Genomic DNA, 17,245 nt, shown 5'->3' with positions numbered 1-17,245 from the left:
GACCATGGCCAGAATTAGCGAAGTCTTGATGGCAGTGTTGCGTTGCCCCGTCACCGGATCACCTTTGGTTCAGGAGGGCGATGAGCTGGTCAGCACGGCCAATGGCCCGGCCGGCACGCCCCTGCGTTACAAGATCGACGAGGGTATTGCCCTCCTGCTCCGCCCCGAACAAATCACCTCGTAGCCGCCACACCGCTGGGAAGGGACGTCATGACTGATCGCTGGGAATCCATGGGCGCGGTTGTCCGGCGTCGTCGGGCGGAAAATCCGGGACCCATGACGTTGGATGGCACCAACTCCTATGTCCTCGGCGCCCCGGGTGCCGGGGTAGTGGTTGTCGATCCAGGCCCGGACCTTACCCTGCATCTGACCGAGTTGGCCGCCGCAGGGACGGTGGAGTTGATCCTCATCACGCACCGCCACAGCGATCACACTGACGGCAGTGCCGAGCTGCACCGGCTCACGGGCGCGCCCGTCCGCGCCTTCCTGCCGGAGTTTTGTCACTCAGGAGAACCCCTGTACGACGGCGAACTCATCGAGGCTGGCGGCCTCACCATCGAGGTGCTGGCCACTCCCGGACATACCAGTGATTCCTTATGCTTCTTCGTGGCGGACAGCGGCAACACCGGCCTGATCCTGACCGGCGACACCGTGTTGGGCCAGGGGACCACCGTGCTGGACTATCCTGACGGAAAACTGGCCGATTATCTTGAATCCCTCGAGAAGCTGAGGCTGCGAGGAACTACCGGCGGCCCCGTGTTGGGATTGCCTGGGCACGGACCTGTTTTAGCTGATGTCGCGGCAACCGTTGTGGCTTATCAGGCACACCGGAGCGATCGGCTGGGGCAGGTGCGCACCGCCGTCGAGCATCTCCGCGCGCAGACCGGGATGGAACCGGCTGCGGCCGATGTTGTGGCTCTGGTCTACGGGGATGTACCCACAAACGTGCTTGGTGCCGCTGCGTTATCTGTGGAGGCGCAGTTGGAGTATTTGCGCGGCTGAGAAACCGTTGCGGGTCGAGACCGAGACCTCCTGCTGCGCTGTCCAAGGCTCAGTCACGGCAGGCCGCAAGGAACCGAAAAGTCATTTCTGACTGCCCCTCGTCCCTGGGCAACATCGGAGTGAGAACGAACCATTGCGCAATGCGTTAGCCAGGGCTAACCTATTATTATGCCTGATGTTTTGGAGACTGCCGCGGAGCCAACCCGGCGTGCGCTGCTTCAACTTCTGGCTACCGGAGAACAAAGTGTCAACGAGCTGGCGGGCAATTTTACTGTCACCCGTTCCGCAATTTCCCAACATTTGCTTCATCTGGCTGGTGCTGGCTTGGTCCTTGCTCGAAAGGACGGCCGGAATCGGTATTACCGTTTGGACGCCAGGGGCATGGCAAAACTGCGGGAGGCCTTGGAGTCCTTCTGGACAGCAGAGCTCGACCTGTTGGCTGCTGATGCCAGGGCTTTGCATTCACAACCACATCAAGGAGATACCGATGACCATTGACAAGTCAGTTTTCATCCCAGTCAATCCCGACGAGGCGTTTGCACTCATCACCGAGCCCGAACGGCTTCGCCGCTGGAAGGCTGTTGCCGCTCGCGTGGACCTCAGGGTTGGCGGCGGCTACCGATGGACCATCACTCCTGGCCACTCTGTGGCCGGTACCTTCAAGGAGATCGAGCCCGGCAAAAGGGTTGTGTTCACCTGGAGGTGGGAAGGTCAGGGAGCTCCCGTGGCTGATGCCTCTACTATCACCATCACACTGGAACCGGCCGACGGCGGCACCATGGTTCGCCTGGTCCACGAGGGTCTGGCGGCTGTCGAGGAAACAGGCCACACCGAGGGATGGAACCACTTCTTGGGCCGCCTGGTAACACTGACAACCACGGGCGACGCCGGTGCGGATGACTGGTCTGCGGCTCCGGACCCCATCAACGAACTCATCAGTGCCGAGGCAACCCTGGCCATCGCCCAACGCACCCTCGCTAGCCTGACAACGGCAGACATGGGTCGGCAAACCCCGTGCGAAGACTTCACCGTTTCAGGGCTCTTGGAACACCTGATTGGTTCCATCTCCAGTATTGGCAAGGCTCTTGGCGTGGCCATTGGTGACGATCCGGCTGCAGCCCCCGAGAAGCGTTTGGCGGATGTTGCCCAGCCAACGCTTGAAGCTTTCCAGGCACGTGGATTGGAGGGCACCATCGACATGGGCTTCGCGGAATTGCCCGCCACCACCGTGGCCAACATCCTCAACTTGGAATTTCTGGTCCACGCTTGGGACTTCGCAACCGCAACCTCGCGGACGCTGGAGGTTGCCCCGGTGCTCTCTGAGTACGTGCTGGCTCTGGCGAGGAACACCATTGCGCCGAGCATGCGCGGGGCGAGCTTTGCCGAGGAAACACTCGTTGAAGAATCCGCAGCCAGCTTGGACCGTCTCGTGGCGTTCACAGGCCGTCAAACGGCTATCTTGTAAGACTGTCCGGAAAGGAAACTGCAGTGGTTAATGTCCAGTCCGAATCGGCCCCTACCCGGGTAGGCATCCCACGCAATGCATTCAATGCAGCACAATTCACTCGCGGCCACAGCGGACACGAGGAAACCGATGAAAGGAATCGTCATGAGCAAGTTCATCTATATCTATAACGGCCCGGCCACACCCATTGATCAGTTCACCGAGGAGCAGTCAGCGAAGGAATTGGCGGCCTGGGGAGCCTGGATGGGTGGGGTTGGCACGGCCCTGCTCGACGCCGGTGCCCCCTTCGGCGCCCGCGCTGCAGTTTCAGACGGCGGAACCAGCGTTACCACCAGCGATCTGCAGGGTTACAGCATCCTCGAGGCCGAGAGTCTCGATGCCGCGAAGACTCTGGCCAAAGGTCACCCGTTCCTCTCTGAGGGCAAAGGCCGTTTCACTCTGGAAATCTTTGAACTCGTCGACATGGGCATGTAACACATTCCCTGACGCCGAAAAGTACACTTCCACCGAATCCTGGATCGCAGAGTGACACGTTGAAGACCCCTGGGCGCCCAGGGGTCTTCAACGTGACTGAATATTTCAGGCTCCTCGACGCTTGAGCGCCCATGCAATCCGGGAAGGCGTAAAATCATGAAAGTCGTGCATGCCGCACGCCCCGTACTTGTGGATGCGTCCGCCCGTCTGGAGTTTGAATGTCTCAACCGGATCAGTCCAAGAAATCCCGTCTGGGTTTGAAGATCGCCTTGGCCGCAGTTGTTGTCCTGGCCATTGGCGGAGGCGGCATTGGTGTTGCCGCGGCAAACTCATGGCTTCCGGGGGAGCACCCCAGCGCCACACAGACCGAGACGGCCACGCCGTCGGCCGTGCCAACCACGCCGGCAGCAACACCGGTGACGCTTGCTCTTTCACCCAAAACAGGCGCCACCTCCATCAACCCTGCTGATGAGGTCACGGCCCTGGCAGAAAACGGCACGGTTTATAGCGCGGTCTTGAAGGAAACAGCCACTGGCGAAACCATCGATGGTGGGCTGTTCATCAGCGGCCGAAAGTGGGTCAGCAGTGGTCCGTTGCAGTTTGCCACGGACTACACCTTTGATGTCACCACCGAGGACGAAGCCGGCAATCGCAGCACCACTGTCAGCACGTTCACCACTGTGCCGGCGTCGAACGAGGCTGATCTGGCCATGTACCCCGCCACTGGATCCACCGTGGGAGTGGCACAGCCGCTTCAGTTCACCTTTAGTGAGCCGGTCAAGAACAAGGAAGCCGTGGAGAAGGCCATCTCCATCACTGCCTCCTCGGGGCAAAAGGGAGCTTTCCGCTGGTACTCGGACACGTTGCTGCGATACCGTGCCGAGGACTTCTGGGCAGCCAATACTAAGATCACCGTTGAGATGAAACTCTTTGGTGTGGACTTTGGCGACGGGCAGATCGGCAACTTCAATAAGACTGACGTTGTCCAGATCGGCAACAAGGTGGAAATGGTGGCCGACGCCGCCAACCTCAAGGCCAGCATTTACATCAACGGAGCACTCGTCAAGGAATACCCGGTGACCATGGGGGATGAGCGTTTTCCCTCGGCTTCTGGATACCTGGTGCTTCTTTCAGACAAACAGCGCAACGCTCACTTTGTGGCGTCCTCGATCGGTCTGAAGCCCGGTGACCCAGCCAACTACGGCGAGGTTGACGTTGAGTACGCATCCCGGCTGACTCCCAGTGGCGAATTCATCCACCAAGCCACGGATAGTGCCATGCCGTACCTGGGTCAGGTCAACCTCTCCCATGGCTGCATCGGCATGTCCGCCGAAGGCGCCAGCTGGGTGTTCAACAACATGGGCACGGGCGATCTGGTCCACGTGGTGGGTAGCCCCAACGAGACCATCGCACCCACCGATGGCTTCGGGGACTGGAACATCCCCTTCGCCCAATACGCCCAACGATGACTACTCAGAGTTAACTCAAACGTGACGCCGGTGTGACCCGGCCCTGGCGTGTTGCGTACCACCCATAGCGTAAAATGGGTACTTAGCGCAATCTGCGTGGCTAGTGAGTACAGTGGAATAAGTCCACCGAATGGGGAGTTTGCATGGCGGAGTTTGAAGAGACCAAGAAGCCTCGCAAGGGGTGGAAGATCGCGTTGATCTCCTTGGTCGCTTTGGTGATTGCTGGTGGCGGAATAGGTGCGGCAACGGCCAATTCGTGGCTTCCGGACGGCCTCTTGACTGGCCCCTCCGCTTCTCCAACACCCACCAAGACGGTTGAACCGACTCCCGAACCCACGGCCGCAGCCGTCCCCGCCGTCATTGAGCTGAAGCCTGCCACGGGTACCGAGTCTGTGAATCCTGTCAGTGAGATCACCGCGGATGTCACCAACGGGACTATTTTCCACGCAGTCCTCAAGGAAACGGCCACGGGTGCTGTCCTGGACGGCGAGCTCACCGTCAGCGATAACAAGTGGACGGCCAAGGCGCCGCTGAAGTTTGATACCGCCTACACCTTTGATGTGACAGCTGTTGACTCGGAAGGCTTCAAGTCCACCAAGGTCAGCACCTTCACTACGGTTCCGGCAACGCATGAGGCTGATGCTGTAATGTTCCCGAACGACGGCGATACTGTCGGCGTGGCGCAGCCGTTGCAGTTTGTATTCAGCGAGCCTGTCGTGAACAAGGAAGCCGTCGAAAAGGCCATCAAGATCACCACCAGCACGGGCCAGCAGGGCTCTTTCCGCTGGTACTCGGACACTTTGGTCCGCTACCGTGCGGCCGACTACTGGCCTGCTAACTCCAAGATCAACGTGGACATGCAGTTGCTGGGTATGGACCTGGGTAACGGCATGATCGCCAACTTCAACAAGAACTACAACGTGAACATCGGCAACAAGGTGGTCATGGAGGCCGACGCCGGTGCTCACCTGGTGAATATCTTCGTCAATGATGTGCTCACCAAGAGCTACCCGGCCACCCTGGGCGATGAAGCTTTCCCCTCAGCATCGGGCTACATTGTGCTGACTAATGACCAGCAGCGGTACGCCACATTCAAGGCGTCCACGATCGGCCTGAAGCCGGGCGATCCGGGGGATTACGGCTCCGTGGACGTTGAGTACGCCACGCGTCTTTCCTACAGCGGCATCTTCATTCACCAAGCAACGACGTCGGCCATGCCGTATCTGGGGGTAGCGAACCTGTCGCACGGCTGCATTGGCCTCTCGGCCGAAGGCGCCAGCTGGGTGTTCAACAACATGGGCGCGGGCGATATTGTCCACACCGTCAACACGCCGAATGAGACCATCGCACCCACCGACGGATTCGGCGATTGGAACATCCCGTACGAGCAGTACGCCTCACGCTAAACGCAGCGCTGTAACAGTCACTTTTGTGGCGCCCTCTGCCGTAGCATCAGCCCATGATCAATGCGCTGAGGGACCTGTGGAACGAGACCCCGGTGGCCTTCTGGCTGGTCCTGATTGCCGGACTTTACTACTTGGTGATGGCGACTTGGTTGACGGTGATCGACATCAAGCACCAGCTTTTGCCGAACAGGATTGTGTTCCCTTCTGCGGCTATTGCCGGGGTGTTGTTGCTCTCGGCCAGCCTGGTTATGCTCGACGGCGCCACCGCCTTGCGAACAATCCTCGGAGCCGTGGTGTTGTGGGTAGCTTACGCGGTGCTCAGGCTGATCTCCCCGTCCAGCATGGGCTATGGCGATGTGAAGCTGGCGTTCGTCCTCGGACTGTATCTCGGCTTCGTTAGCTGGCAGGCCGTGATGTGGGGGACCGTGCTGGCGTTCTTCCTCGGAGCCGTGTGGGGGCTGGTTTTGATTGTCTCGCGGCGAGGCACCGGCAAGACACAGATCCCGTTTGGACCATTCATGCTTGCCGGTGCGCTGGTTGTATTGGTGATTGGTTAGCCCCTTCAGTCCGGAATCCGCATCAGATGGGTGTTTGGGCTGATGGCATTGATCGCCGAGACGAAGATCGGGCCAAGCTCGTCTCCTTTGGCGGCGCAGAAGAAAAAATCCCCATCGCTATTCTCAGCCGTAATTTCCGTCGCGGAAGAACAATTGTTTGCGGTGCTGGCGTTGCCTTTTGCATCCGGCGATGCTGCTGCAGCTAGGACGTCACGTACTTTCTTCGTGCCGCAGGAGGCAGTTGTGGCGTCACCAAAGGCGACCGTCACGATCAAGACCCCTTGTTGCTTGGCGTTAGTTGCGACGGCCGCCAGGTTATTGCATGCCGTGCCACTGTCACTGTTGCCGATGTCTCGTGCATCGTCCAAGGAGGTGGTTCCGTTGTTTGACTTCGGGGTGGTTTCATTGGGCTGGCCATCGGTCTCGAAGATGATGGCCTTTTTTGCCGGAATTGTGGTGGAGCGCGCAGGCAACAGGCTTCCCAAGTTGTTCGGGTCCTTGCCGAGCACGTATCGCGCGGCGGCCTTCATGGGCGAGGCGAGGTAGGTGCCGTTACCACTTGACTCAGGGAGGCAATTCAGCCCCTGAACGAGCGTACTGCCTGTGTTTAGGGCCGGCTTTGAACCAGGAACGGCGGGGGGAAGGGTGTAATTATTGGAGAATGGAACCGGGATCCACGGGCCGGTGGTGGCGGAACTTGAGGCAGCGGTGATGCAGGTGCCGGCCTTGGGCGAGGCCACGCTGCGATGGATAGTTCCCAGCGCCACAAACTGTTGTTGCTGGGTCATGGTCTGCAAAGTGTTCTTGATTCCGGAGACCATAAGGTTGCGGTCCGTTGAGCTCATGCTGCTGGTCCTGTCCGCGACCAGGGCCACGTCCATGGGATTCGGGGATTGGGCGCCACATCCTCCCCGACAGGCCGTGGAGGCCAGGGCGCCGGTGCTTCCGGTTTTTACACCGATCACGGGAGCAAAGGAGAAGGGCACATCCCTTTTATCCGATACCGTGATGGTGTTGCATAGGTGGCCAGCCACTGCCGTGCAAGGGATGGCACAGATCGTTTCGTTACATTTTGCTCCTGCCGTCCCACCGGGGTTGCAGACGCCCGGGACTTGGCCGCTGGCCGGAGTCTTGGCGGTGCCGGAGGAAGCCACCACGCACCAGAAGGTCACGGTGGGGTTTGCCTGGGGATCGTTTTTCTTGGCGTATTGGATCGCCGTGTTTTTGGCCGCAGTCGGGTCATTGGGAAGTGCGTATGAGCCGGCAAGTGCGGCAGCGTCGAGGGCATTGTTCAAATGCTGGCGTTCGTAAACCAGCTTGCCGAAATCGAGCGCCAGTGCCAGTGCGCCAAACAGGACTGGAATAAGGAGCACCAAGATCACTGAGCTGGCCCCAACTTCAAGCAAAGACTGATTGCGCCTGTCCGATCGTTTTGGCTGTCCCGTCATGCCGGACAGCCGTGACCTTAGAGGGTGCATGATCCTCCGTTCCAATTCTTTGCTCCGGAGGTGACACCCGCGGTGCCTTCCATCCGCATGACGGTCTTGGCCTGCGACGTGCCCTTCAGCGCCCAGGCGAAGAAGCCTGTCAGCGAAGACTGTGGGTAGCGTACGCAGACAACCATTGAGCCGGGGGCGCCTGCCGTGGTGTCGACGGTGAACTTTATCTGAAGCTTGGCAGGATCCAGCAGGCCCCTGGCTTGGGTCGTGGAGGTGAGAACTTCGCCCTGCAGGATGCCCTGTCGTGCACCTTCACGCGCAGCGTTTTGCAGGCTCATGTTTTGTCCGAAGAGGATCCCGTAGTCGATCACGCCGAAGAGCATGGCCAGGAGTAAGGGAAGGATCAGCGCGAATTCGACGGCTGCCGCACCGCGTTGCTTCTTCGATGGATTCCGGGGAATTACTTTTGCTGTCTTGAACATCTGCTGCTCCTTCCGAAATGCACGGTCGTTGCTTGCCGGTCCTTCTGCGGCTCCACCTGCCCGCTTTCCGGTATTCGGGAACGTCATTGTCATCGCCCCGAGAATGTGGCAATGGCATTGATGACTGCTGGGCCCAAAATGACTATGAATAGCGGCGGGAAAATAAAGAGAAGAAGTGGGAAAACTACGGCAACCGGAAGCTTCATCGCTTTTTCCTCCGCACGGAGGCGGCGCTTGATTCGCATCTGGTCTGCCTGCGGTTTCAACACGCGAGCCACGGAGAGGCCCTGCACATCGGCTTGTATCACCGCACCAACAAAACTCTTCAGGTCCGGAACCGAAGACCGCTCGGCCATGTCCTTGTACGCTTCGCGGCGGGTCCGCCCGGCTTGGATGTCTTGCAGCGTTCGTGACATCTCTTCGGCCATGGGTCCTTTGCCGCTTGCCCCCACCCTAGACATGGCGGCTTCGAAGCCCAGCCCCGCTTCGACGGAGATCAAGAGCTGGTCCATGACGTTGGGAAGGTCTAGAGTTATGGCGGCCCGGCGCTTGGTGCCCGTGTTGTATACCAGCGCGTCGGGGAGGAAATAGCAGCCTGCCGTGATGCCGATGGCAAGCAAGACCGCCCTCGATGAACCTGAGGAGGCAACGAGCAGGCCGACCATCGCCCCGCCAAGCGCGGCGAGGGGCTTGATTGCCAGGAGCCTGTCCAAAGGCATGGAGGCGGGTCTCCCGGCGTTCCCCAACATTCGGTTCAAATGGGCCACATAACTGCCTGGCGTCAGCTTGCGAGCCAACTTGACCAATCCTCCCTGCATGACCTCTGCTGTGTCGGCCTGGGGCTTCCTGGCCACGGAACGCAGCCTCAACTGGATCAAGCGGGCGGACAGCCGGTCCACGGCAATCAAGGACCAAGCCAGGTATGACAACGGAAGGATAATTATGGCGATCAACAGCCATGCGGTTGTGGACATGGGGCCAGCTCCTAAAATTTGATCTTGACCATGCGGCTGATCCAAATGGAACCGATCGCCATCATGATCACGCCCGTGGCAATTAGTACCCACCCGAGCGTGTTCTGCACGAGTACACTCATATACCCCGGATTGGTCAGGTTGATGAATGCTGCAACACAGAATGGAAGTGCCACCAGGATGTAGGCCGAAAACTTTCCTTCCGCCGCCAACGCACGGACCTGGCCCTTGATTTGCGCCCGCTCCCGAACAGTCTCTGCGACATGGTCAAGAACTCCGGCCAGATCTCCGCCTACTTCCCGGTTGATCTCGATGGCCTGGCTGAGCCATTCGAAATCTTCGCATTGCATTCTCCGACCCACCTCAGCCATGGACTCGGTGGCCGGCCTGCCCACCCTTGTCTCGTTGACAATCCGGGCGAGTTCCTCGCCCATGGGTGCTGGCATTTCAGCGCTTGCGCTCTGCATGCTCTGTGCCACGCCGTGTCCTGCACGCAGGCTTCCTGAGAGGGACATCAGCATGTCACTGAGCTGGCCTTCAAATGCCGCTTGCCGGCGGCCGGTTTTGGCCTTGATGAAGAGCCAGGCTCCCACAGGTCCCATTGCAGCGAACAGGAATGCCAGCAGCAGCCCTTGAATCAGTAGTCCGATGGCGCCAAGTACAAGGCTGGCGGACAGAATAAGAACGATGAATTCGGACGCGGTAGACTTCAGGCCCGCGCCGCCCAATGCGTCGCGGCCGAAAGGGCCGCTGATCCCTGGGCCGAATCGGTGCTCGACCGCCGCGACCGTCACCTCGCTCAACCTGGAAATCACAGACGTCTCGTCCTGGGCGGAGGAAGGCCTGCGCCGGCTAATTTTAATGTCTTTGTAGTGCGGCCTGAAAGTAGTGAACAATGCCAGCATGATTGCGATCAGGATGAAAGCTACACCGACCGGTAAAACTGAATCCGGGGGCATCACGCCCTCCTTCCCAACGGCAGAGGCTGGGGAGTAAAGATCTCAGGTGGCAGGGCGATGCCGAGATCAGCCAATCTGTCAACGAAGCGTGGACGGACACCGGTGGTTACCGTCTTGCCCAAAATTCGGCCGTGGGAGTCAACACCGGCAGCATAGTCAAAGACAAAGGCATCTTGGAGTGTCACCACGTCTCCTTCCATGCCAAGCACTTCAGTGATGTGGGTCACTCTGCGACTACCGTCCTTGAGCCTGCTCAATTGCACCACCAGGTGGACGGCGCTGGCGATTTGCTCGCGGATGGCCCGCAGGGGCAAGTCCATCCCGGCCATAAGAACAAGCGTTTCAAGGCGGGCCACGGCATCTCGAGGTGAGTTTGCGTGCACCGTGGAGATGGAGCCGTCGTGGCCGGTATTCATGGCCTGCAACATGTCCAGGGCCTCGCCGCCCCGGACTTCGCCGACAACTATCCGGTCGGGACGCATTCGCAGGGAATTCCTGACCAGATCCCGGATATCAACGGCACCTCTGCCCTCAATATTCGCCGGCCGGCTTTCCAGCCTGACAACGTGGTCTTGTTGCAGTTGCAACTCCACCGCGTCTTCAATGGTCACAATTCTTTCATCGTCAGGAATGAAGGAAGAGAGGACATTTAGCAAGGTTGTCTTACCGGTCCCTGTACCGCCCGAGACGATGATATTGAGACGGGCCTTGACACACGCGTCGAGAACCTTGGCCATAGCTGGCGAGAGGGAGTCAAATCCGATCAGGTCTTCTACCGTCAAGGGTACAGCGGCGAATTTGCGGATCGTCAAGGTTGGTCCATCCACTGCCAGGGGCGGTATGACGGCATTCACGCGCGAACCATCCTGCAGGCGGGCATCAACCAGAGGTGACGACTCATCGATCCGGCGTCCGATGCGTGAAACTATGCGCTCGATCACCCGGCGCAGGTGGGAATCTGAGGTAAAAGTGGTACCTGTCAGGTACAGGCGGCCGCCACGCTCTACATAGATCTTATTGGCCCCGTTTACCATGATTTCTGTGACCAGGGGGTCGTCAAGGAGTCGCTGGAGAGGGCCGAGGCCAAGTACCTCGTCCACGATCTCCCGGATGAGCCGGCGTCGTTCTTCCGGTGTCAGTGGAACATGTGCGTCATCGATGAAGTCACCCAAGGCTTCCCGGACCATGCGCCGGACATCCCCTTCGTCCAGGCTGCTGTCGGTGATGCGGGAGCCAAGGCGGGCGGTGAGTTGTTCAGCGGCTCGCTGCTTGATGCCCGCAAGTGCATCCGGCGAGGTAACTTGGGGCGTCTTGCCCGGATGGCCGAGCGGTCGGACACTTTCGGGTTTTGGTGCGGCGGGAATCGCTGCTGTCGCCGTAGGTGGGGGCGTTAGAGCCAGTGGTGTGTGGCTTTCATTTGCGAGTCGGGCCGATTCCAGGCGGTTACTCAAACTCATGAGATTTCAGCCCTTCTGTGGTTGTTCTTGCGTGCGGTTGCCGAACCGCTTGTTAGTTTGGCAACCAGATTGTTCAGTCCCTTGGTGGTGGGGTCCTTCCGGTTGTCCTGAAGAAGGGGTACGCCCGCGTTCGTGGAGAACGGCAACGTCCGGGATTGCGGCAGCACGATGTCCACCGGCAGCCCAACCGTGGCCTCAACGTCCTTGATTGACAGCCCGTTGTGCTTGTTGGCGAAGTTGAGAACAATGATGTTCTGCGGCGGCATCAGGTCCAATTGGCGCAGAACTTCCAGACCATGGCTGAGACCGCGGATGCTGGGTATGTCCATACCGCACACCCAAATGCCGTCCGTGGCGAGTTCCAATGCGGCAAGAACTTCTTCGCCAAGCCCTGGTGAGGTGTCAAGGACAACAAAGGGAAACTCCAAGGAGAGCTGGCTTATCAGAGTGGACAATTGCGCCGGCTTGATCTGATCCGCGTCTGCAGGAAGCAGCGGAGCGCACATGGCATAGAGCCCCGTGGGATGTGGACTCAGGTAGGCTTTCAACACCATGGCGTCATTTGCCGCGTCGCCACTGACAACGTCGGTGATTGTGTAACTTGGCTCGAGGCCGAGGCCGGAAGCGACGTCGCCGAACTGTAGGTCCAGGTCAACAATCACCACTCCCATGGGCGCTATTTTGGCCAGTCCCACGGCTACGTTGGTCGCCACAGTTGTCTTTCCCACCCCGCCTTTGGGCGACATTACGGAGATCACGCGTCCCCGTGAACTTTGCGGATCAGCTTTTCCTTCGGCGACTAACCTACGGGAAGCGGCTGTGAGTGCCGCACGCTCTACTGAAGCCCGTAGCTGTTCGGCTTCGGTGTCAGGGGCAATGACGTCGCGTATCCCGGAGCGCATGGCTGCCAGCATCATCTCGGCTGACGGGTGCGCTGCCAGCACCACGGAAATTTCGGGGTACTGCCGGTCGAATCCCGCAGCCAGTGAAAAGGCCTGCTGTTCGGTGAGATCGGGGCCAAGGATCACCACATCGACGATGCCGCCCAGATTCCGGGCCAACAGCTCAAATGGTGTTTCCATGGCGGCGGTGGCTGTAACCACCTGCAATGCGTGACTTGATCCCATCGAGGTTGAGAGATGAAGTTCAAACTCCGCTGATGCGGTGAGGGCTAGAAAACGGCTCATTGGAAAATCCCGGCTGTGGTGACGGGCGTTCCGTCGCTGGTGGGTGTCTTGGCCGTTTGCTTCGTCAACCAGATGTTGCCGCTGCGGGTGCTGAGGATGATTTTGGCAGAATCAGTGGCATTGCGGGCAAAAGTGACAAACGATGAGCCACTCGGAATGGCCGACGTGCCATCGGGGGTCTGCTCCGTGCTGGGCGGCGCCTGCTGAACGGCCGTGACAAGGACCTTGTCAAAGAGCAGCCGCGTGGCGGAAACATCGGACTTGGCGGGATCGGTGTAAGTCACGAAGACACCAACCACATCTCCTGCCCGGACCGTGCCTCCTACAACTCCCTCCGGCGGCAGTAGGACAGTGACCTCCTGCATGTCAGCGGGGACCTCAACGGTCCCGGGCAGGATTTGTTGCGAGGGGTCAACCAGCCGGCTTGCCAGCAGTTGCTCCCCCGGTTCCAGAGTTACTGATGTGACTTGTCCTTCGAGGCCTGTAAGGGAAGACAGTGCGTCGGCTGCCTTTGCCGCTCCAGGAATAGAGCGGACCTGGACGTGGGACTTCAGCTCCTCCGCAGTGGTCCCGGCGGGGACGGCGGACTCGATAATTACCACGTCTACCGGATCCAGCGACGCCTGCGCCCTGCGGTCCGCGTGTGAAACGTAATTGACCAGCATAATCGTTCCGACGATCGCCAAAACGAGTGCGGTTATGCCTCCGAGTAAACGAGATTTCATGTCTGATTCCCCCACCTCTGGGTACATCTCAAGAATTGATGGACGCCCTAGATGGCGTCTGGGTGTTCACGGCTATCGCCGGATTTTGCCTCTGCCGGCTTTCCTCAGGTGGTGGCTCCGCAATGTGTGGAGCCGCCACCCGAGGGGTGGAACTTGTCCGCTAGCCGACAGTTCCACCAAGGCCAGTGATGACTGCATTGAACTTGCCCAACAGTGTGGTGCCGATGGTTGTGACGGCAACGATGATGACAACGGCAATAAGGGCGACCATGATGCCGTACTCAACAGCGGTTGCGCCTTTTTCATTGTCGCCGCGGAGACGGTCAGTGCCAGCGATGAACATGGACTGCATGGTTACGTAGAGCTTCAACATTTCAAGTTCCTGCTTTCATAAAGGAATTCAATTTGCCGAAGAACTTTAGGCGGGCCAGAGGGACCTAGAGAGGGTGCTGAATGGGAGACCATTGAGACCGTGCGAGAGACCTTGCGAGACCAGCTTTTGTACTTCGGTTGAAACCCGGTGAAATCTTTTCCCCGGCTGAGAACAACTAAACCCGGTTGGGGCAATGGGGTCTAGAGTGGACACACTCGAATTTCCTGCCGCATTAATCCGCACCATTTTGTCAAAACAACGTTCCGCCAGAACACGGGGAGTAAGCGCTTTCCTGGATCGCAAATAGGGTAGTGAATCCAAATCAGAAAAAGTGAGAATAAGAGTTTTTCAAAAACTTGGAAAGCACTACTTGGTTCACTATCCAAGTACTCAACTTTGGGTACTATTTCATTAGTACGGGTGACGATACTGCAGTCCCGAACAGCGGGAAATCAGCTGCCCTTTACGCCATGCCGCTGCAGTTGACCGCGGATTTCTGCAGCACGCTGGGCCGTTGCCGTCATACGTGAGTACTCACGTTCGCGGCGCTCGGAGATCAGTGCGGCCAGGAAAATATCCGGGGGAGTACCTGGAGCAGGTAGTGGGGCTACAAAGGCGCTGGCCTCGTTGGCCAGCTCAATACCCAGGGCATGGCGCGATGCCGGCGCCATGGAATTTCCTTGCCGCAAGTACATGGAGATGCGCCGAGCCAGCGTGTCAGGCAGACGGCCAATGTCTACAAGAGCGGCCCACTGCACCAACTGGGGATGGACCGAGACCTGCAGCGGAACCACCTTGGCCACGCGGTCGCGAATGGCATAGGTGCCGGCCAGCATGTCGCCCAGCCTCTTGGATTTTTCATTGAACAGGGACACCAGGCACGCAACGGAACCCAGCGTCATGTAAATCTCCAAAACCGCCAACAGCGCACGGATCATGGCATGACGGAAACGGATGGCGCCGCCGTCGTCCCTCACAATCCGCAGGCCCATGGCCAGCTTGCCCAACGATTTTCCGCGGGTGAGTGTCTCCACCGTGATGGGCACAATCACCAGCAATGTCACCACCACCACCAACGTGATGGCCCGCGTGGCCGCGCCGTCCAGCACTAGTGGCAGTGCGGAAAACAGCAGTAGCAAGCCAATCCCCACGATCACGGTGGCCGCCACATCGATCGCGGTGGCCAAAGAGCGCGCGGCAAAGGATGCGGGGCGAAGCTCAAGGACAACTGCTTCACCGGTAATGATTGCGGACATGTCATCAGTCTATCCACGCCTCTGTCCCCGATATGCTGGGGCAGATGGACATGGATGCTTTTACAACAGTGCACAGCCCTCAATGGGCGCGGCTCGATGCCCTTGCCCGCAAGCGCCGGCTCACGGGGGACGAGGCCGATGAACTCCTGGAGCTGTACCAAAGCGTCTCGGCGCAGCTTTCATTGATCCGCTCGGTTGCGGCGGAAAGCTCCATTTCCACTTCGCTCTCGGCAACCTTGGCCAATGCCCGGACCCGATTCACCGGTGCGAAATCCAACTTCTTCGTTGATACGGCACGGTTCTTTGCCATCTCACTCCCTGCAGCGTTCTACCGCCTGCGATGGCTGACGGTCATCATCGGCGCCGTCTTTGTCCTGGTCGGTTCCCTGTTTGCCGTGTGGACCGCAGGGAACCCCGCCGTCATGGCCGCCATGGGCAGTAACGCTGAGCTGCAGCAACTGGTAGACCACGACTTCGTAAACTACTACTCGGAAAACCCCGCCGCGTCCTTTGCCGGCGCCGTCTGGACCAACAATGCCTGGATCGCTGCCCAGTGCGTGGCGTTCGGTGTCACGGGTGTCTTCATCCCGTACTCAATCTTCATGAACGCACAGAACGTGGGCATGACGGCCGGTGTCATGTTTGCCTTTGAGCGCGGCGACGTCTTCTTCAGCTACATCCTCCCGCACGGTCTCATGGAGTTGACGGCCATCTTCATCGCCGCCGCCGCGGGACTGCGCATCTTCTGGTCATGGGTGAGCCCCGGTCCGCAAACCCGTCTCGACTCGCTGGCTCGCGAAGGAAGATCGCTCATTACCGTGGCGGCCGGCCTGGTCATTGTCCTCTTCGTGTCAGGTCTTGTGGAAGGTTTCGTCACGCCCAGCCCCTTACCGGTATGGGCCAAGATCACCATCGGAGCCCTTGTCCTGGCCGCCTACTGGGCCTACACCTTGATCCTCGGCGGCCGCGCCGTGCGTGCAGGGGAGACAGGCGATCTCTCCGCGGACGACGCCGGAGCCTCCGTCCGCTCTGCCTGAGACGAAATCCGTGCTCACCTTTGGCGCCAGAATGGGTGCACTATGGGGACATGGGATTCGAAACTGAAGGTGGTGGAGGGAGCGGGCAGCCACGCATGCTGCCGCCGCATCCCTGGCGGCGCTTTGTAGCTATGGGCGATTCCTTCACCGAAGGCCTGGACGATCCCGAGCCGCTCAGCCCAGGCGGACACAGGGGATGGGCGGACAGGGTGGCCGAGGAACTCAGCCGCGGCGTCCCCGATTTTGCTTACGCCAACCTGGCCGTCCGCGGACAGCTCCTGCACGAAGTCTTTGAAACCCAGCTGGGCCATGCACTGGCCCTGAAACCCGACCTCTTATCGATGCAGGCCGGTGGCAACGATCTCTTTCATCCCGGAGCCGATCCGGACAGGCTGGCGGCGGAGGTGGAAAACGCCGTCGAAATTCTCCGTTCACGGGGCGTGAACGTATTGATCTTCGTCGGCCCGGATTCAGGCAGAGCCACAGTACTGGGACAATTCCGCTCCAAGATCGCCATCTACAACGAAAACCTACGGGGCATTGCAGACCACCACGGCGCCCTGATCGCAGACCTGTGGTCCATGACAGAACTGCACGATTCCCAGATGTGGAGTGCGGACCGGCTCCACCCTTCATCGTTGGGCCACCACGCCGTCGCCTCCATGGTGCTGAAGACGCTGAACGTGCCGCACAATCTGGAGCCGCGCTCGCCGAAGCCGCTGCCCGAGAAAAGGTGGAGGCAGGCCCGGGCCGAGGACATTACGTGGGCACGGGAATACTTCGTGCCATGGGTTGTCAGGGGCATCAAACACGAACCGACCAACGGAGGGCACAGCGCCAAACGCCCCGTGGCCGCGCCGATCGAAATTGCACCTGTGACACCGGAACCTTCGAATCGTTCCCAATTTGGGACTTAACTGTGGATCTGGTGTCAGTTTGGTAGCGGCGCGGGGTGGCAGACCCGTGCTGCAGTGGGGTGCCGG

General features: G+C 59.5%; 19 protein-coding genes. 10 read left to right on the top strand and 9 right to left on the bottom strand.

Annotated features, from left to right (window positions below; translation table 11 throughout):
* Positions 1-4 precede the first annotated feature (4 nt).
* From BLV41_RS10205 to BLV41_RS10170, 8 genes are all read left to right on the top strand, one after another.
* A complete protein-coding gene (locus BLV41_RS10205; RefSeq protein ID WP_338024435.1) occupies positions 5-184 on the top strand; it encodes a hypothetical protein in 180 nt (59 codons plus the stop codon).
* A 26-nt stretch (positions 185-210) separates the two neighbouring features.
* Positions 211-1,002, top strand: coding sequence for an MBL fold metallo-hydrolase (locus BLV41_RS10200; protein ID WP_074711567.1), 792 nt, complete (start codon positions 211-213; stop codon positions 1,000-1,002).
* A gap of 168 nt (positions 1,003-1,170) precedes the next feature.
* Positions 1,171-1,500: an ArsR/SmtB family transcription factor gene (locus BLV41_RS10195; RefSeq protein WP_170835455.1), complete on the top strand. Its 330-nt coding sequence runs from the start codon at positions 1,171-1,173 to the stop codon at positions 1,498-1,500.
* Positions 1,490-2,467, top strand: coding sequence for a TIGR03086 family metal-binding protein (locus tag BLV41_RS10190; protein ID WP_074711565.1), 978 nt, complete (start codon positions 1,490-1,492; stop codon positions 2,465-2,467). The genes BLV41_RS10195 and BLV41_RS10190 overlap by 11 nt, the downstream gene beginning before the upstream one ends.
* 144 nt (positions 2,468-2,611) lie before the next feature.
* Positions 2,612-2,941, top strand: coding sequence for a YciI family protein (locus BLV41_RS10185; protein ID WP_044574238.1), 330 nt, complete (start codon positions 2,612-2,614; stop codon positions 2,939-2,941).
* 218 nt (positions 2,942-3,159) lie between these two features.
* Entirely contained in the window at positions 3,160-4,410 is a 1,251-nt protein-coding gene (locus BLV41_RS10180) for a L,D-transpeptidase (RefSeq protein ID WP_074711564.1), read from the top strand.
* Between the two features lie 143 nt (positions 4,411-4,553).
* Entirely contained in the window at positions 4,554-5,816 is a 1,263-nt protein-coding gene (locus BLV41_RS10175) for a L,D-transpeptidase (RefSeq protein ID WP_044574233.1), read from the top strand.
* Positions 5,817-5,869: 53 nt separating this feature from the next.
* Complete coding sequence (locus BLV41_RS10170) at positions 5,870-6,373, top strand: prepilin peptidase (protein ID WP_074711563.1); 504 nt, start codon at positions 5,870-5,872, stop codon at positions 6,371-6,373.
* A gap of 5 nt (positions 6,374-6,378) precedes the next feature.
* Here BLV41_RS10170 and BLV41_RS10165 read toward each other — a convergent pair whose 3' ends face one another.
* The 9 genes from BLV41_RS10165 to BLV41_RS10125 all read right to left on the bottom strand — a co-directional run bounded on the left by BLV41_RS10165 (position 6,379) and on the right by BLV41_RS10125 (position 15,225).
* The gene (locus BLV41_RS10165; protein WP_074711562.1) at positions 6,379-7,821 is read right to left on the bottom strand and encodes a pilus assembly protein TadG-related protein; all 1,443 of its coding nucleotides are present in this window, start codon (positions 7,819-7,821) and stop codon (positions 6,379-6,381) included.
* 17 nt (positions 7,822-7,838) lie between these two features.
* The gene (locus BLV41_RS10160) at positions 7,839-8,294 is read right to left on the bottom strand and encodes a TadE/TadG family type IV pilus assembly protein (RefSeq protein ID WP_083360948.1); all 456 of its coding nucleotides are present in this window, start codon (positions 8,292-8,294) and stop codon (positions 7,839-7,841) included.
* A gap of 89 nt (positions 8,295-8,383) precedes the next feature.
* Positions 8,384-9,268, bottom strand: a complete 885-nt coding sequence (locus BLV41_RS10155; protein ID WP_074711560.1) for a type II secretion system F family protein — start codon at positions 9,266-9,268, stop codon at positions 8,384-8,386.
* Positions 9,269-9,279: 11 nt separating this feature from the next.
* The gene (locus tag BLV41_RS10150) at positions 9,280-10,227 is read right to left on the bottom strand and encodes a type II secretion system F family protein (RefSeq protein ID WP_083360715.1); all 948 of its coding nucleotides are present in this window, start codon (positions 10,225-10,227) and stop codon (positions 9,280-9,282) included.
* Complete coding sequence (locus tag BLV41_RS10145; protein WP_074711558.1) at positions 10,227-11,684, bottom strand: TadA family conjugal transfer-associated ATPase; 1,458 nt, start codon at positions 11,682-11,684, stop codon at positions 10,227-10,229. Before BLV41_RS10145 ends, BLV41_RS10150 begins: the two co-directional genes overlap by 1 nt.
* On the bottom strand, positions 11,681-12,871 hold the full coding sequence (locus BLV41_RS10140) for a CpaE/TadZ family protein (RefSeq protein WP_074711557.1): 1,191 nt from the start codon (positions 12,869-12,871) through the stop codon (positions 11,681-11,683). Before BLV41_RS10140 ends, BLV41_RS10145 begins: the two co-directional genes overlap by 4 nt.
* On the bottom strand, positions 12,868-13,596 hold the full coding sequence (cpaB, locus tag BLV41_RS10135; RefSeq protein WP_074713252.1) for a Flp pilus assembly protein CpaB: 729 nt from the start codon (positions 13,594-13,596) through the stop codon (positions 12,868-12,870). The genes BLV41_RS10140 and cpaB overlap by 4 nt, the downstream gene beginning before the upstream one ends.
* Positions 13,597-13,756: 160 nt before the next feature.
* Positions 13,757-13,969: a Flp family type IVb pilin gene (locus BLV41_RS10130; protein WP_074711556.1), complete on the bottom strand. Its 213-nt coding sequence runs from the start codon at positions 13,967-13,969 to the stop codon at positions 13,757-13,759.
* Positions 13,970-14,421: 452 nt separating this feature from the next.
* Complete coding sequence (locus tag BLV41_RS10125; RefSeq protein WP_074711555.1) at positions 14,422-15,225, bottom strand: RDD family protein; 804 nt, start codon at positions 15,223-15,225, stop codon at positions 14,422-14,424.
* 44 nt (positions 15,226-15,269) lie between these two features.
* Here BLV41_RS10125 and BLV41_RS10120 point away from each other — a divergent pair, with 44 nt between their 5' ends.
* The gene (locus BLV41_RS10120) at positions 15,270-16,262 is read left to right on the top strand and encodes a stage II sporulation protein M (protein ID WP_170835454.1); all 993 of its coding nucleotides are present in this window, start codon (positions 15,270-15,272) and stop codon (positions 16,260-16,262) included.
* A 50-nt stretch (positions 16,263-16,312) separates the two neighbouring features.
* Positions 16,313-17,179 carry an SGNH/GDSL hydrolase family protein gene (locus tag BLV41_RS10115; protein ID WP_074711554.1) on the top strand — a complete coding sequence of 289 codons (867 nt, stop codon included), beginning with the start codon at positions 16,313-16,315 and terminating at the stop codon, positions 17,177-17,179.
* Positions 17,180-17,245: the final 66 nt, after the last annotated feature.

The organism is Arthrobacter alpinus (assembly GCF_900105965.1).
Lineage (GTDB): Bacteria > Actinomycetota > Actinomycetes > Actinomycetales > Micrococcaceae > Specibacter > Specibacter alpinus.
The sequence above is the reverse complement of the archived record's forward strand: the minus strand, read 5'-3'. Positions and strand labels throughout refer to the sequence as shown.

Coding starts and splice junctions, on each gene's coding strand:
- BLV41_RS10175 (WP_044574233.1), top strand. CDS start 4,554: ATGGCGGAGTTTGAAGAGACCAAGAAGCCTCGCAAGGGGTGGAAGATC.
- BLV41_RS10200 (WP_074711567.1), top strand. CDS start 211: ATGACTGATCGCTGGGAATCCATGGGCGCGGTTGTCCGGCGTCGTCGG.
- BLV41_RS10165 (WP_074711562.1), bottom strand. CDS start 7,821: ATGACGGGACAGCCAAAACGATCGGACAGGCGCAATCAGTCTTTGCTT.
- cpaB (WP_074713252.1), bottom strand. CDS start 13,596: ATGAAATCTCGTTTACTCGGAGGCATAACCGCACTCGTTTTGGCGATC.
- BLV41_RS10145 (WP_074711558.1), bottom strand. CDS start 11,684: ATGAGTTTGAGTAACCGCCTGGAATCGGCCCGACTCGCAAATGAAAGC.
- BLV41_RS10185 (WP_044574238.1), top strand. CDS start 2,612: ATGAGCAAGTTCATCTATATCTATAACGGCCCGGCCACACCCATTGAT.
- BLV41_RS10150 (WP_083360715.1), bottom strand. CDS start 10,227: ATGCCCCCGGATTCAGTTTTACCGGTCGGTGTAGCTTTCATCCTGATC.
- BLV41_RS10115 (WP_074711554.1), top strand. CDS start 16,313: ATGGGATTCGAAACTGAAGGTGGTGGAGGGAGCGGGCAGCCACGCATG.
- BLV41_RS10120 (WP_170835454.1), top strand. CDS start 15,270: ATGGACATGGATGCTTTTACAACAGTGCACAGCCCTCAATGGGCGCGG.
- BLV41_RS10205 (WP_338024435.1), top strand. CDS start 5: ATGGCCAGAATTAGCGAAGTCTTGATGGCAGTGTTGCGTTGCCCCGTC.
- BLV41_RS10130 (WP_074711556.1), bottom strand. CDS start 13,969: ATGTTGAAGCTCTACGTAACCATGCAGTCCATGTTCATCGCTGGCACT.
- BLV41_RS10180 (WP_074711564.1), top strand. CDS start 3,160: ATGTCTCAACCGGATCAGTCCAAGAAATCCCGTCTGGGTTTGAAGATC.
- BLV41_RS10195 (WP_170835455.1), top strand. CDS start 1,171: ATGCCTGATGTTTTGGAGACTGCCGCGGAGCCAACCCGGCGTGCGCTG.
- BLV41_RS10125 (WP_074711555.1), bottom strand. CDS start 15,225: ATGTCCGCAATCATTACCGGTGAAGCAGTTGTCCTTGAGCTTCGCCCC.
- BLV41_RS10170 (WP_074711563.1), top strand. CDS start 5,870: ATGATCAATGCGCTGAGGGACCTGTGGAACGAGACCCCGGTGGCCTTC.
- BLV41_RS10160 (WP_083360948.1), bottom strand. CDS start 8,294: ATGTTCAAGACAGCAAAAGTAATTCCCCGGAATCCATCGAAGAAGCAA.
- BLV41_RS10140 (WP_074711557.1), bottom strand. CDS start 12,871: ATGAGCCGTTTTCTAGCCCTCACCGCATCAGCGGAGTTTGAACTTCAT.
- BLV41_RS10155 (WP_074711560.1), bottom strand. CDS start 9,268: ATGTCCACAACCGCATGGCTGTTGATCGCCATAATTATCCTTCCGTTG.
- BLV41_RS10190 (WP_074711565.1), top strand. CDS start 1,490: ATGACCATTGACAAGTCAGTTTTCATCCCAGTCAATCCCGACGAGGCG.